Below are 11,937 nucleotides of genomic sequence, written 5' to 3'. Positions count from 1 at the left end.
CGCGGAAGGCCCGAAGGTCCCCTCCTTTCCCCCGTAGGGCGTATGCGGTATTAGCAGTCGTTTCCAACTGTTATCCCCCTCGACTGGGCAGATCCCTAGGCATTACTCACCCGTCCGCCGCTCGCCACCTCAGAAGTAAACTCCCTTGTGCTGCCGCTCGACTTGCATGTGTTAGGCCTGCCGCCAGCGTTCAATCTGAGCCATGATCAAACTCTTCAATTAAAGTTTTGTTGCCTCCGTCTTGCGACTTCAGCGGCTCAATGAATTCTGATTTTTTGTTTCTCGCTAAAGAAACAAACTGTACATATTGCTATGAACACTCATTGTTACATTGATTTAAATTTTTGACTGCCAACCCGAAGGCTAAGCAGTTTCGATTAACTCAACACCTGTGAGTGTCCACACAGATTTCTTGTTTTATCTTGTTAAAGAGCAACTCAACCTCGTAAGAGAACTTGAGTACCACACTGAGCGCCGAACGCTTCCAGGTGGCTAGGGCTGCGTATTCTACGCATTTCCCGTTTCGCGTCAAGGAGTATTTTCAACTTCTTGCTGCGATTGAATTAAGTGGTTAAAAGCCATTCAATTCAATCTAACTCGCCAGCTTGCTTTCGCTGTCAGCCGTGTCAGTGGATGCGCATTATAGGGAGATTGAGAAAGTGCGCAACCCCTATTTTTAAGATAATTGTCATTTTCTCACTGTTCGTTGGATATTTGACCTGACCCGCTAGTTTTTAACCTTTATAATGCAAAAAACCACTCAATTAGGGACTTTTCTATGTCAGGGCCACTCAGAACTTACCAAGGTATTCATCCTCAATTAGGCAATAATGTGTATGTAGATGAAGCTTCGGTGCTTGTTGGCGATATTGCGTTAGATACTGATGCCAGTATTTGGCCTATGGTGGCGGCGCGTGGTGATGTTAACCATATTAGTATTGGTAAGCGCTCGAACGTACAAGACGGTAGCATATTGCATGTAACGCGTAAGTCAGCTGCTCGTCCCGATGGTCATCCACTGATTATTGGTGATGATGTGACTATTGGTCACAAGGCTATGCTTCACGGTTGCAAAGTCGGTAACCGAGTATTAGTAGGCATGGGTGCGATTATTCTCGACGGTGCGATTTTAGAAGATGATGTGATCTTAGGTGCGGGTTCTTTAGTGCCACCGGGCAAGGTATTACAGAGTGGCTATTTATATGTAGGCAGCCCAGTTAAGCAGGCTCGCCCATTAACGCCTGCCGAAATTGCCTTTTTGCCAGAATCTGCCGACAACTATGTCAGACTGAAAAACGAATACTTAGTTGAGTTACAAAACATCTAATCACTTATAGCTAATCTCTTATAGTTAGTCGCTTAGTGTCACTATAGCTATATAAGAAAGGCGGTAGAGACTCATTGAGTCTCTACCGCCTTTTACTATTCGCTGATTCAGAAAACTATCTGAGTTCGATAAGTTTAGCCTAAGTGTACTGCCCCAAACTCATCAAACTCTTCGGCTTCAATTAAGTCTTCCGCCATTTCTTCGGCATCAAATCTCACCGCATCAAACAATGCCAGCATAGCAGCGGCTTCATTGGCACTCGGCTGTTCAGAGAAATCATTCAGCTCGGCTAACTTATTCACACTGATATAGCACTTAATGTTCATCCCCTGTGACTGCGCGATAAAGCAGACTCGCTTGTGGGCGTCGTCCCAATATTGCAGTTCGGGAAAAAGAATACTTTGATTCATGCTTCCTACTTAGGCTCGGCCATGAGTTTATCCCTCAAAAGATTTAATACCACTTGAGTATCGGGCTCGATACCTCGCCATAGGGTAAAACTCTTAGCCGCTTGTCCGACTAACATGCCGAGCCCATCAATAACCTTAGCTGCACCTTGAGATAGCGCCCATTGGTTAAAAGCGGTGACCGAGGCGCCGTACATCATGTCATAACAAACAGTTTGGGTAGTGATGATATGCGCTGGCAAAGTTGGCAACTCGCCCGCAAGACTCGCCGAAGTTGAATTGATGATGATATCGAACTCGCCCACAAGCTCATTCATTTCTACGGCGGTGACTCTATTTGCGAAAGCACCGTTATCCACCGAAGTAAAGATATCGACCAGAAGCTGTGCCTTAGTGTGAGTGCGATTACTGATGATCAGCTGCGCAATTCCCGCATTTAATAACGGTAGAATACAACCGCGCGCCGCACCACCAGCACCCATAAGTAACACGCGCTTATCTTGCAGGCTGCCTAAGTTAGCGATGAGATCGGCCACCAGCCCTAAGCCATCGGTGTTATCACCGCGAATAGTGCCATCGGCCAATAAACTTAAGGTGTTTACCGCGCCAGCAAGCTTGGCCTCTGGGCTGAGACTGTCACACAGCGCAAAAGCTTGCTCCTTAAAAGGCACTGTCACATTCGCGCCCTTGCCGCCCGCATTGAAAAACGCCGTCAGTGAGGCTTCAAAACCATCGACCGGAGCAAGAATGGCTTCATAGGTTAATAACTCTTGGGTGGGCGCGGCAAATTGTCCATGGATGAACGGCGATTTACTGTGGCTAATTGGATTGCCAAACACTGCGTATCTGTCTGTCATAGCGATATTAAATTTTAGGTTCAATAGCTTTGCAGTCTACCGCGCTTTTGAGCCTAGGCAAGACGAATTATGCTCAACTAAATTTCACGCTGGGTTTCACGCTATAATGCGCCATCGGCTCAATACTCTCTATTTTAGTGAACGACTATTCCAATGAACTGGCTTAAAAAGATTTTTAGTAAACACACTCCGCCACAGGATGATCGCGATCCGAGTCAATCTAACGCCTATGATTTAATCGGCGGCGAACAGGTGATACGTGCTATCGCAAAGAGTTTTTATCAGAAGATGGCAAGCTCTGCAGAAACGACAACACTGCTTGCCATTCATAGAGCGCCAATTGCGGAATCAGAGCAGAAGTTGTTCGAATTTTTAAGTGGTTGGCTCGGCGGGCCGCAGCTCTATCAGCAGAAATATGGTCATCCCGCATTGCGAGCACGGCACATGCATTTCGCCGTCGATGAGGCGATGCGGGATCAATGGCTGTTTTGTATGAAATTTGCGATTGAAGAAAACATTAATAAGCCAGAGCATCGAGCCGCCATCTTTGAGGCGATTTCAACTCTGGCCGATCATATGCGTAATCAATAACGTGGATATGGCTCTACTTTTTATGATTAACGGCTAAACCCAGTCGCGGGGTTTGAGGTAGTTATCATACAAATCTGCCTCTGGGCTTCCCGCCTCTGGTGTATAAGCATATTGCCAACGCACTAATGGCGGCATCGACATTAAGATAGACTCGGTACGGCCGCCTGTCTGCAGGCCAAACAAAGTGCCCCTGTCGTAGACTAAGTTGAACTCAACATAACGACCACGGCGATAGAGTTGGAACTGACGCTCACGCTCACCGAACTCAGTATCTTTACGACGCTCAACAATCGGCGCATAGGCCGTTAAGAAGCCATTGCCCACGGCTTGCATAAAGCTAAAGCTTTGCTCGAATCCTGCTTGATTCAAGTCATCGAAAAACAGTCCGCCCACACCGCGAGTTTCATTACGATGCGGTAGGAAGAAATACTCATCGCACCATTTCTTATACTTGGGATAAACCTCATCCCCGAAAGGCGCGCAAATATCCTTAGAAGTCTGGTGCCACTCGCGCACATCTTCCTCGAAAGGATAATAAGGCGTTAAATCAAAGCCACCGCCAAACCACCACACGGGATCGGCGCCCTCTTTTTGAGCAATAAAGAAACGCACATTGGCATGAGTCGTTGGGATATAAGGATTATTAGGATGAATAACTAAAGAAACGCCCATAGCTTCAAAACTACGGCCCGCTAACTCAGGGCGATGCGCCGTAGCCGACACAGGCATAGCAGCGCCAGTCACATGGGAAAAGTTAACCCCAGCTTGCTCGAACACTGCACCTTGGGTTAATACTCGGCTCGTACCACCACCGCCTTCGGCGCGAGTCCATGAATCGGCGGCGAACGTGGCTTGGCCATCCAGCGCCTGTAAACCAGCACAAATTCGGTTTTGTAGATCGATTAAAAACGCTTTTACCACTGCAACATCAGGCACACTCATCTTGTTATCCTTATTATTGGTTTGCTCATTGTCCATTTCGTAAAATCTTACCGCTTCGCGCATCGATAATGGTCGAGGGCTGACGTTGTTCGCCGAGTTCGCCTAATACCAGTGCATCGATTTTACCGGTAAAATCGGCGAGGATTTCAGCGGCAGTTAATGCAGGATCTTCACCTGCAAGGTTAGCGCTGGTCGACACTAAAGGTTTATTAAATGCGCGGCACAGGGCTTGTACTCCAGCATGGGCCGACACTCGCACTGCGATAGAGTCAAATTCGCCACAGAGGTATTTTGAAACATGCGCTTTGATTGGCATGACAAAGGTAAAAGGCCCTGGCCACTTGGAAAATGCAAATTCGAGCTGCTCAGCCGTTAATTGTGATTCATCAACATAGGCTAAAAGCTGCTGAAAATCACTGGCGACTAAGATCAGTCCTTTCTGCCATGGGCGCTGTTTTACAGCCAATAACTTTTGGATAGCAGTGTCATTATCTGGGTCGCAACCTAGGCCATAAACGGCCTCGGTTGGATAAGCGATAACACCACCGTTAAGCACAATATCTTTTATGTCAGATGGGTGCAGCTGCAACATCTTAGGATCACCTTTTGAGTATTGTCGATTTCAACAATCAAATTATTGGATAAATTCGAATACTGACCGCCCCATCAGCGGTCAGCCGAGGATTATACGCAAGCCACTTTCATCGGCCAAATATTAAGATGCAGGTCACACAATAAACTAAAGTGGTCTTTTGTATTTACAGCTTTTTTGCGGGCATTCTAAACGCATCCCAGCCGCACCTTTACGCTCGACTAAGATCCCAAAACCACAACTCGGGCAATCTTCAGCAACCGGAGGATAATTCACAATAAACTTGCACTTAGGGTAAGCACTGCAGGCATAAAAACTCTTTCCGAAGCGACTCGTTCTGTGCTCAAGCTTACCCGCTTTGCATTCAGGGCAAGGAATGTCAGGCTTATCACTCGCTTGATCCTGTTTTTCAATATGCGTGCAGCTAGGATATTGAGTACACCCAATAAAGATCCCAAAGCGCCCAGACTTTACCGCCAGTTCGTGACCGCATTCAGGGCATACAGAACCTTCAATCACTTGAGTTTCAATAGATTCGTGCTGCACTAAGGGTCGAGTGTAATTACAGCTAGGGTAATTATTACAGCCAATAAAACCGCCGTGCTTACTGTGTTTGACCGATAACTCGCTGCCACATTCGGGACAAAGTTCGTATTCTTTTTCCAGTGCGTGTTCGTGGGCACTAAATAATTGTTCATCAATCTTAGACATAATCATTCACCACCTGTCGTAGCGCATTAGGATATCAAGCGCAGTGCCATCAAGGAATTTATGGCATCAAAAAAGGAGGTCTTAGCCTCTTATTAAACCATTTGGAACATAAGTCATAAACACATGATTTTAGTAAATTTATTATTTATAACAGTGAGTTAATTTATTTTTTGCAAGCAACAAAACCAATCTAAATCAAAGTAAATCGAACTAACAAAAACCAATGTGGGCATTTTGTGGATCATGCTAAAGGATTAAAGCGCGTCGCTTCGAATAAATGGTCAGGTGCCAAATGAGCATAGCGCATCGTCATTTGAATCGAACCATGCCCAAGTATTTTTTGTAATGTGAGGATATTGCCACCGTTCATCACAAAGTGCGATGCAAACGTGTGGCGCAATACGTGACTAGCTTGGCTCTTAGGTAGCTCAATACCAGAAGATTTTAACACGGCAAGAAACGGCTTGTAGCAATCAGCAAACAAGCGGCCATTACCTATGGGTAGTTTTGCACGCAGCTCGCGTGTAATTGGAACTGTACGATTCTTGCCATTCTTGGTATCTATAAAATTAATACGGTCTTTTAATATCTGTGAGCTGGTAAGGTTCTGGGCCTCACTCCAACGTGCGCCAGTACTCAAGCAGATTTTTACAATCAGCCGCATATCACCAGAGAGCAAACTGAGCAGATGATCAATTTGCGGCTTAGACAAAAATGCCATGTCTCTCGCTGGGGTTTTGACTAGCGAAACCGATTTGAGAGGATGCTCGCCGGGGAATTCTCCAGCAGCAATAAGTACGCTGTATACCGAGTGCAGGCGCTCAAACTCAAGATTAGCTGTTTTAGGGGTAATCTTATCTAACCGCCGCGCCCGATAGTTTAAATAAAAGCTGGTGTTAACTTGTTGGCTTTGCGGGTTATCCATCAACTTACAAGTGGCAATTAACTTTTTACGGGTGTTTTCACCCTCTTTTAAGTTTTTGCCATGTAAATGAAACCAACGCTCAATTAACTCCAGCAATGGGCGCCTATCAATAGGCGCATCTAGCCATTCTTTATTATGGTGCTGCGACAATATGTATTTTTCATACTTCACAGCTTCGGTTTTGGTCTCAAACGTGCGTCGATAACGCTTACCATTGCGGCCAGAGGGGCGAATATCAATACGGTAGCCACCATCAACTTTAGTAATGCTCATTACAACCCTTAACTTTATGGCTATATGTTAATCACCTTTAAGGCAGGATTCGACCATTTCATAGTCAACTCCCCATTCTTTTTGGCATGAAGCTACAAGCTCAGCAGGGTAATTAGCAGTTCTCTTTTTAGCTCTGCGTTGCTCTTTAATACAGTAAGCCTGCATATCATAATCTTCGGTGTATTCTTCGAGGCAATACTCAGTAATTTCGTCTTTTTGCTCCTGAGTGACTTTCCGCTTGGCTTGGCGCTGTTCCTTAATGCAGTGGGATTGCATGTCATAATCTTCGGCATACTCTTCGAGGCAATACGCTGTCACTTCGTCTTTGGGCTCTTGGTCAACTTTACGCTTAGCTTGGGTTTGTTCTTTTACGCAGTATTCATAGAGTTCGAAGTCGTTACCGTGTTCTTCTTTACAAAAATCTGATATTGAAATAGCTGTGGCTGTTGGTATAAATAAACATAGCGTTAAAAAAACTACTATCCATCTCATCGTATGTTCCTTCATTTTTGATTTTATAAGCAGTTTAAGAGTTAGGTATTTGCTAATATTTTTCGTTTTTCGATAGCGAACTCTTCTTCCGTTATAAAACCTTTATCTTTTAGTTCACCAAGTTTGAGCAGTTTTTCATAAGAATCTTGAGCGGGAGGCTTAGTCGATTGGGCAGTCATTGATGGCACTGGTTGCTGCTTATTAGCGGATATTTGTAATTCAATCAGGTTAGTTAAATTCTTTGCTGCGGCTTTTGGTAGGTTGTCAATTTTATGACTTTTTGAGCCAAGATTAATTTCAATTTTACCAAAAAACATACCGGTGGAATAAGTTACTGATGCTATTTTGTCTAGTGCAATTACCGATTGTTTTAAGCCGTATAACATGCCTTTATCTAAAAATATTAGGCGAGAGTCAGTGAGACAAATTAGCCAGGTATTGTTATCCATAAGTCCAGAAGAAAACCCAATTACCATTTCGCCGTCTTTAAGTACTTCGGGAAGGTGGCGCAACTCTTTCTTGGTGGCAAACATATCATCGCCAACAGATTTGGCTATTTCTTTAGCCATAGATTGGCGTTCTGAATCAGTTGCATTTTTAAAATCAAACATAAAAACTCCCTTTAATTGACTTGATTGCAGTGCCTTATTGTTTTACTGGCTGTTCTTTAGCGCGATAACGCAGCGGATTAATGCGTTGGATACGGCCTAAGGCAAGCATGGCCTCGCCGATAATCTCAACTTGATTTAAGTCTTCACCTTTAATGGTGAAGCTACGGTAAAAATCATTATCACTGTCAACCTGTAGGTAGGCTTCAAACTTGTTGAACTGGATGCGCTTAATAAACAGTTCGCCACCAATGCGCAGCACATAAACCCCCTCAAGTACTAACATCGGCGGTTTGATGCGTTTGACCATAATAATGTCGCCTTCAAATAATGCAGGCTCCATCGAGTCACCTTTAACCGCAATTGCAAATAACTCCGTTGGCGGTACGCCAAAGTTAAGCAAAATTTGCGGGGAGATATTAATCCCGTGGGGTGAATATTCGCCTTCGCTCGGGATCAGCCCTGAGCCTGCCGAGGCATAAATTTCATAATAGGGGATGCTGATGGGTGGTTCTTCTAAGGAAGGCGCATTGGTTGTTTGGCCTTGCTGTAAAAAATTTCTAGTTTTCTCGGGAAGAGACTTAATGCTGTACTCAAATGTTACTCCTTTAACACCATCAACTTGTCTTTTTTCCCAGTTTTCTAAAGATGCTTTTCTACTAACGCTTGAAAGTGACTTTGGCATCCCTTCAATACCAGCCAAGTCTTTTGCTAAAAACCACTCTTTTGATGACATTTAAGTTCCTCTTTTCATGTCAGATTTCATTTTTTACTTATCAACTAGCAGATAAGTCATCTCTCAATACAAAAAAACACAACCCACTAAGTGCCACGTCAACGATAAAAAAATAAAACATTTAAAATCATAAACATAAAAATATGCAAAGAAATATTTGATTTCTTGTGTTGACATCGCATGTGTTCAAAAGCATTATTTATGTCATCAAATGTATTTACAACAAGCCGTTACAACTTAACGTAAAAGGGTACACCAATGAAAACGAAAAAAACAGCAGAAACAGCCGATTGGCATCGCGCTGATATTAAAGCTGAGCTCGAAAAACGCGGCTTAAGCCTAAACCAGTTGGCGGCTGAGGCGCAGTTAAAAGCTGGCACGTTAAACAACGTCTTTCGCGTTAAGTATCCAAAAGCCGAACGAATTGTTGCCGAGGCGATAGGGGTTGCCCCTGAAGTGATTTGGCCTAGCCGTTACCCGCAAGTTAATGCCTAAGGAATGCAGCAATGAACACAACCGCTTTTCATATCCGCACTGCGTTAAGTAACCCTGAATTTTGTGATTACTTTGCCAAGCATGGTGGCGGTTTTCATCCTGTGAATCATCCGCTGAAAAGCATCGATGAGCGCATCCAGTATTTTTGCATGACAGATGAAGCGTTTTTGAGCGCGACACATAGATATTGGCCGGACACTGGTAAAGAGATTGGCGACATCATCCCTGTGCCGCACCTTGTTGACTTGCTCAAGGTTAGAAATGACCAATTAACAAAGCTTTGGCGTTACTGGGTTGCCTTCAACAACCAATTGCCGCCGATGAGTAAACGGGTCGATGACCTCATTACCACTGTGCACCACAACGCATGGCAAGGAATGCAGCAATGACGGCTATCACGATTAGCGCAGACTTTGCGCCGTTTCTCTCTCCAGAGCGTTATGCCGAGCGGATGGGCGTGGATTTATCCACGGTCAAAACCATGATGGATAACGGCCTATTACCTGTGTATCAGCCCGTTGCCCGCGGTAATCGCTATATCAATATGATTGGCGCGATAAAACTGGCCGACGAAGTGTACGAAACCCAAAAGCGCACCGCCCCTTGGGCAACGCTTAACGGGATACGTTGAGCCTATTTGTAAGGAGAAAGGGATGAATTATCGGCAAATAAAAGGCACCACGATTGAAGTACCAGATTGGGTACAAGTACCGGCTTTCGCAGAGTTTAGTGAAGCAAAGTTGGAGAAGAGCCGCCGCTCGATTGCGTATCTACGCAGTAAGTATTTTGGGAATGAAGTTGGTAAACGAAAAACCAGAGTAGCAGAAAAAACAAAGCCACAACTGCGCTAACAGTTATGGCCTATATCACTTAACTCTTTATCACTTAATGGGAACACACCAAATGACACACCAAATGATGAAACAAAGCATAGCAGTAACTTCCCCTTTAATTCAAGCACCCGCCCTAATTTTGTCGGCGCTTACCACAGCGCAGGAGGCTAATGCCTTTATGAACCAATTTAATTTTGACCTTAACAATCATTACCACAGCAGCATGCGCCGGCTAATGGTGGATGTGCATACCCGCCATGGTGATGCGCTCGCGGATGCAAACCCTATCAGTGCTGCACGTTATCGCGGTATGGCCCAAGGGCTTGAGCGCGTTGCGCTATTGGTGCTGGGTGACTCCACCCTTTATCACGCTTGCAGCGAGCTGGGCGATGAGCTTGAGCGGCTACATGAACAAATGATGGCCGAGGCTGAGCACTAGAACAGGGGGATTTATGAAATTAGCCAATGTTGAGTTATCAGAAATCAGAGTTGTTTCGCTTTATGTGATCACCTGTTTCATGTGTGAAAAACAACTCCATCTAGCCGCGAGTGAAATTGATGCCAGCGTTGGTGATGCAGCTGCAATGGCCGCTTCACAGGGCTGGCATAGCTACGAAACCAGCGATGAAAGCTGTTCTGTTGCCTGCCCAAGCTGCATTAAAGAAGCGCAGGAAAACGAAGCGGAGGATTAGACATGTGTACGTTAGCCGCAGCAGAACGAATGTTAGCCACTGGCAAGTTTTACAGCGCTGGCACGTTAGCCGCCGAGTTAGGTATTTCGGCCGCGAGTGCGTCGGGCAAGTTATCGAACATTCGTTCTTCAAAAAAATATCAGTGCGTGGTGACGCCTTTGCCCAATCGCAAGGTCAAGGTTGTTGCCATTAACGGTAAGTCTGTTTCTAAACAATCGTTATGGGATTTAGTGCTGTTCAAGCGGCCATTGCCGCAGGGAGTGCACGCATGAGCCTGCATAGCCAAATCATTGCCGAACTGGGCTACAAGCGCGGCAATCCAAGACGCACCGATGTCGTTAACGGTGTTAGAAGTGACGGTAAGCCATTGGCCGCGCGGGTAAGTATTAGCGATGAAAAACGCCAACAGCGTGAACGCGCTAGACGTATTGAAGATATGGCGTTAGCCAAAGAACTGGGCATTAGCCTAGAAGAATTACAAGAGGGAACGGTATGAGCGACTTTAAATGCATTGGGTTTGTTGGGATTGACTTGGGCAAAGCTGAAGCTGAAAGAACACTTATTATTTCAAAGGGTAAAATAATGAATGACGTTGAACATTTAGAAAACATTAAATCTGCAGGCAATATTTCAGCCAGCGTGCAAGCTTCGAGCTGGTTAGATAATGGCGCTGTGATTTTAGACACCGAAACCACAGGGCTTAAATGGGGCAGTGAAATTGTAGAGATCAGCATTATCGATGCTGTAAGCGGTGAGGTGTTACTCGACACTTTAGTTAAGCCTATTGGTGTTATCCCTGATGAAGTGATTGCTATCCACGGCATTACTAACGAAATGGTGGCCGATGCGCCGTATTTTAATGAGGTGTCGCTGCGCGTGGCGGACATCATTAAAGACCGCCCAGTGGTCGCTTATAACGCCGCATTTGATAGAAATATGCTCGGCTCAGCATTGTCGAATTTTAGTGAAACAGATCCGCTTACCCATCCGCTGTTTAAGACTATGTCTCGTTATCAATTCCACTGCGCCATGTTGGCGTATGCCATGTACAAAGGCGACTGGAATCACGGCCATGGTGATTTTAAGTGGCATTCGTTAGTCAATGCCGCAAAGCAGCAGGGAATTGAGTTAGCAGGAACGGCGCACCGTGCGCTATATGACTGCCAACTTACCCGTGAGCTGATTTTAAAGATGGCGGCTGAGTAATGGCTAAAAAGTCCCATTTGTTTGCACATTTACTCAGGCACTTTCGTTCCCGTCGGGAAGACATGATTACTCGGTTTAGGCAGCATCACGAGGACCCAACCGAGCTGAGTTTAATCAGATTAGCCGAGGTATTTGGCGCGCTTGATTGCCTTTACTGGCAGTCGCTTGGCTGTGGTGAAGTGTTGCTGGCTAAAAAAATCGCTAGAACGATTAAGGAGCCGTTCGAGTGTACTTTAGGTGCGGTTAGTCA

20 protein-coding genes and 1 rRNA gene are annotated in these 11,937 nt (G+C 45.2%); 11 read left to right on the top strand and 10 right to left on the bottom strand.

The genetic code is table 11. From position 1 onward, the window contains the following. A 16S ribosomal RNA gene (locus tag L5M71_RS20620) occupies positions 1-222 on the bottom strand; the annotation flags it as partial. A gap of 556 nt (positions 223-778) precedes the next feature. Between L5M71_RS20620 and L5M71_RS20615 the strand changes: the two genes are divergently transcribed. Continuing rightward, positions 779-1,327 carry a gamma carbonic anhydrase family protein gene (locus L5M71_RS20615; RefSeq protein WP_263209532.1) on the top strand — a complete coding sequence of 183 codons (549 nt, stop codon included), beginning with the start codon at positions 779-781 and terminating at the stop codon, positions 1,325-1,327. A gap of 134 nt (positions 1,328-1,461) precedes the next feature. Here L5M71_RS20615 and L5M71_RS20610 read toward each other — a convergent pair whose 3' ends face one another. Both L5M71_RS20610 and aroE read right to left on the bottom strand, forming a co-directional pair. Further along, positions 1,462-1,737, bottom strand: a complete 276-nt coding sequence (locus tag L5M71_RS20610) for a DUF1488 domain-containing protein (protein ID WP_113941387.1) — start codon at positions 1,735-1,737, stop codon at positions 1,462-1,464. 5 nt (positions 1,738-1,742) lie between these two features. After that, positions 1,743-2,591: a shikimate dehydrogenase gene (gene aroE / locus L5M71_RS20605; protein WP_263209539.1), complete on the bottom strand. Its 849-nt coding sequence runs from the start codon at positions 2,589-2,591 to the stop codon at positions 1,743-1,745. 153 nt (positions 2,592-2,744) lie between these two features. Here aroE and L5M71_RS20600 point away from each other — a divergent pair, with 153 nt between their 5' ends. Beyond that, positions 2,745-3,182, top strand: a complete 438-nt coding sequence (locus L5M71_RS20600; RefSeq protein ID WP_263192904.1) for a group II truncated hemoglobin — start codon at positions 2,745-2,747, stop codon at positions 3,180-3,182. Positions 3,183-3,215: 33 nt separating this feature from the next. Here L5M71_RS20600 and hemF read toward each other — a convergent pair whose 3' ends face one another. The 7 genes from hemF to L5M71_RS20565 all read right to left on the bottom strand — a co-directional run bounded on the left by hemF (position 3,216) and on the right by L5M71_RS20565 (position 8,461). Further along, complete coding sequence (gene hemF, locus L5M71_RS20595) at positions 3,216-4,124, bottom strand: oxygen-dependent coproporphyrinogen oxidase (protein WP_263209530.1); 909 nt, start codon at positions 4,122-4,124, stop codon at positions 3,216-3,218. A 25-nt stretch (positions 4,125-4,149) separates the two neighbouring features. Further along, positions 4,150-4,716, bottom strand: coding sequence for an L-threonylcarbamoyladenylate synthase (locus tag L5M71_RS20590; RefSeq protein ID WP_131524496.1), 567 nt, complete (start codon positions 4,714-4,716; stop codon positions 4,150-4,152). 147 nt (positions 4,717-4,863) lie between these two features. After that, positions 4,864-5,427: a type I DNA topoisomerase gene (locus L5M71_RS20585; protein WP_131524497.1), complete on the bottom strand. Its 564-nt coding sequence runs from the start codon at positions 5,425-5,427 to the stop codon at positions 4,864-4,866. Positions 5,428-5,668: 241 nt separating this feature from the next. Then, a complete protein-coding gene (locus tag L5M71_RS20580) occupies positions 5,669-6,625 on the bottom strand; it encodes a tyrosine-type recombinase/integrase (protein ID WP_263209526.1) in 957 nt (318 codons plus the stop codon). 27 nt (positions 6,626-6,652) lie between these two features. Then, positions 6,653-7,117, bottom strand: coding sequence for a hypothetical protein (locus L5M71_RS20575; protein WP_263209524.1), 465 nt, complete (start codon positions 7,115-7,117; stop codon positions 6,653-6,655). A gap of 41 nt (positions 7,118-7,158) precedes the next feature. Then, positions 7,159-7,728: a PH domain-containing protein gene (locus L5M71_RS20570; RefSeq protein ID WP_263209522.1), complete on the bottom strand. Its 570-nt coding sequence runs from the start codon at positions 7,726-7,728 to the stop codon at positions 7,159-7,161. Between the two features lie 34 nt (positions 7,729-7,762). After that, positions 7,763-8,461, bottom strand: coding sequence for a helix-turn-helix domain-containing protein (locus L5M71_RS20565; protein WP_263209520.1), 699 nt, complete (start codon positions 8,459-8,461; stop codon positions 7,763-7,765). 258 nt (positions 8,462-8,719) lie between these two features. On the opposite strand from L5M71_RS20565, the gene L5M71_RS20560 reads away from it, so the two are divergent. The 9 genes from L5M71_RS20560 to L5M71_RS20520 are packed head-to-tail and all read left to right on the top strand — an operon-like array spanning position 8,720 to position 11,687. After that, positions 8,720-8,956 (top strand): transcriptional regulator, encoded by a 237-nt coding sequence (locus L5M71_RS20560; RefSeq protein ID WP_263209518.1) that lies wholly within the window; start codon positions 8,720-8,722, stop codon positions 8,954-8,956. An 11-nt stretch (positions 8,957-8,967) separates the two neighbouring features. Continuing rightward, positions 8,968-9,345: a hypothetical protein gene (locus L5M71_RS20555; RefSeq protein ID WP_263209515.1), complete on the top strand. Its 378-nt coding sequence runs from the start codon at positions 8,968-8,970 to the stop codon at positions 9,343-9,345. Then, the gene (locus L5M71_RS20550; RefSeq protein WP_012197351.1) at positions 9,342-9,587 is read left to right on the top strand and encodes a hypothetical protein; all 246 of its coding nucleotides are present in this window, start codon (positions 9,342-9,344) and stop codon (positions 9,585-9,587) included. The genes L5M71_RS20555 and L5M71_RS20550 overlap by 4 nt, the downstream gene beginning before the upstream one ends. 22 nt (positions 9,588-9,609) lie before the next feature. After that, positions 9,610-9,807: a hypothetical protein gene (locus L5M71_RS20545; protein WP_263209513.1), complete on the top strand. Its 198-nt coding sequence runs from the start codon at positions 9,610-9,612 to the stop codon at positions 9,805-9,807. 52 nt (positions 9,808-9,859) lie between these two features. After that, positions 9,860-10,228: a hypothetical protein gene (locus L5M71_RS20540; RefSeq protein WP_263209511.1), complete on the top strand. Its 369-nt coding sequence runs from the start codon at positions 9,860-9,862 to the stop codon at positions 10,226-10,228. A gap of 13 nt (positions 10,229-10,241) precedes the next feature. Further along, the gene (locus L5M71_RS20535; RefSeq protein ID WP_263209509.1) at positions 10,242-10,481 is read left to right on the top strand and encodes a hypothetical protein; all 240 of its coding nucleotides are present in this window, start codon (positions 10,242-10,244) and stop codon (positions 10,479-10,481) included. A gap of 2 nt (positions 10,482-10,483) precedes the next feature. After that, the gene (locus tag L5M71_RS20530; protein ID WP_263209508.1) at positions 10,484-10,753 is read left to right on the top strand and encodes a hypothetical protein; all 270 of its coding nucleotides are present in this window, start codon (positions 10,484-10,486) and stop codon (positions 10,751-10,753) included. Then, entirely contained in the window at positions 10,750-10,977 is a 228-nt protein-coding gene (locus L5M71_RS20525) for a hypothetical protein (protein ID WP_263209507.1), read from the top strand. The genes L5M71_RS20530 and L5M71_RS20525 overlap by 4 nt, the downstream gene beginning before the upstream one ends. After that, positions 10,974-11,687 (top strand): 3'-5' exonuclease, encoded by a 714-nt coding sequence (locus L5M71_RS20520; protein WP_263209505.1) that lies wholly within the window; start codon positions 10,974-10,976, stop codon positions 11,685-11,687. Before L5M71_RS20525 ends, L5M71_RS20520 begins: the two co-directional genes overlap by 4 nt. The last annotated feature ends 250 nt before the right edge of the window (positions 11,688-11,937 follow it).

The sequence above is a fragment of the Shewanella sp. SW1 genome, assembly GCF_025653545.1.
Lineage (GTDB): Bacteria > Pseudomonadota > Gammaproteobacteria > Enterobacterales > Shewanellaceae > Shewanella > Shewanella oncorhynchi.
Note: the sequence above shows the minus strand (reverse complement) of the source record. Positions and strands in the feature narration are given on the sequence as shown.

Coding starts and splice junctions, on each gene's coding strand:
- L5M71_RS20525 (WP_263209507.1), top strand. CDS start 10,750: ATGAGCCTGCATAGCCAAATCATTGCCGAACTGGGCTACAAGCGCGGC.
- L5M71_RS20560 (WP_263209518.1), top strand. CDS start 8,720: ATGAAAACGAAAAAAACAGCAGAAACAGCCGATTGGCATCGCGCTGAT.
- L5M71_RS20520 (WP_263209505.1), top strand. CDS start 10,974: ATGAGCGACTTTAAATGCATTGGGTTTGTTGGGATTGACTTGGGCAAA.
- L5M71_RS20530 (WP_263209508.1), top strand. CDS start 10,484: ATGTGTACGTTAGCCGCAGCAGAACGAATGTTAGCCACTGGCAAGTTT.
- L5M71_RS20545 (WP_263209513.1), top strand. CDS start 9,610: ATGAATTATCGGCAAATAAAAGGCACCACGATTGAAGTACCAGATTGG.
- L5M71_RS20570 (WP_263209522.1), bottom strand. CDS start 7,728: ATGTTTGATTTTAAAAATGCAACTGATTCAGAACGCCAATCTATGGCT.
- L5M71_RS20580 (WP_263209526.1), bottom strand. CDS start 6,625: ATGAGCATTACTAAAGTTGATGGTGGCTACCGTATTGATATTCGCCCC.
- L5M71_RS20555 (WP_263209515.1), top strand. CDS start 8,968: ATGAACACAACCGCTTTTCATATCCGCACTGCGTTAAGTAACCCTGAA.
- aroE (WP_263209539.1), bottom strand. CDS start 2,591: ATGACAGACAGATACGCAGTGTTTGGCAATCCAATTAGCCACAGTAAA.
- L5M71_RS20585 (WP_131524497.1), bottom strand. CDS start 5,427: ATGTCTAAGATTGATGAACAATTATTTAGTGCCCACGAACACGCACTG.
- L5M71_RS20615 (WP_263209532.1), top strand. CDS start 779: ATGTCAGGGCCACTCAGAACTTACCAAGGTATTCATCCTCAATTAGGC.
- L5M71_RS20540 (WP_263209511.1), top strand. CDS start 9,860: ATGACACACCAAATGATGAAACAAAGCATAGCAGTAACTTCCCCTTTA.
- L5M71_RS20535 (WP_263209509.1), top strand. CDS start 10,242: ATGAAATTAGCCAATGTTGAGTTATCAGAAATCAGAGTTGTTTCGCTT.
- L5M71_RS20610 (WP_113941387.1), bottom strand. CDS start 1,737: ATGAATCAAAGTATTCTTTTTCCCGAACTGCAATATTGGGACGACGCC.
- L5M71_RS20550 (WP_012197351.1), top strand. CDS start 9,342: ATGACGGCTATCACGATTAGCGCAGACTTTGCGCCGTTTCTCTCTCCA.
- hemF (WP_263209530.1), bottom strand. CDS start 4,124: ATGAGTGTGCCTGATGTTGCAGTGGTAAAAGCGTTTTTAATCGATCTA.
- L5M71_RS20565 (WP_263209520.1), bottom strand. CDS start 8,461: ATGTCATCAAAAGAGTGGTTTTTAGCAAAAGACTTGGCTGGTATTGAA.
- L5M71_RS20575 (WP_263209524.1), bottom strand. CDS start 7,117: ATGAGATGGATAGTAGTTTTTTTAACGCTATGTTTATTTATACCAACA.
- L5M71_RS20590 (WP_131524496.1), bottom strand. CDS start 4,716: ATGTTGCAGCTGCACCCATCTGACATAAAAGATATTGTGCTTAACGGT.
- L5M71_RS20600 (WP_263192904.1), top strand. CDS start 2,745: ATGAACTGGCTTAAAAAGATTTTTAGTAAACACACTCCGCCACAGGAT.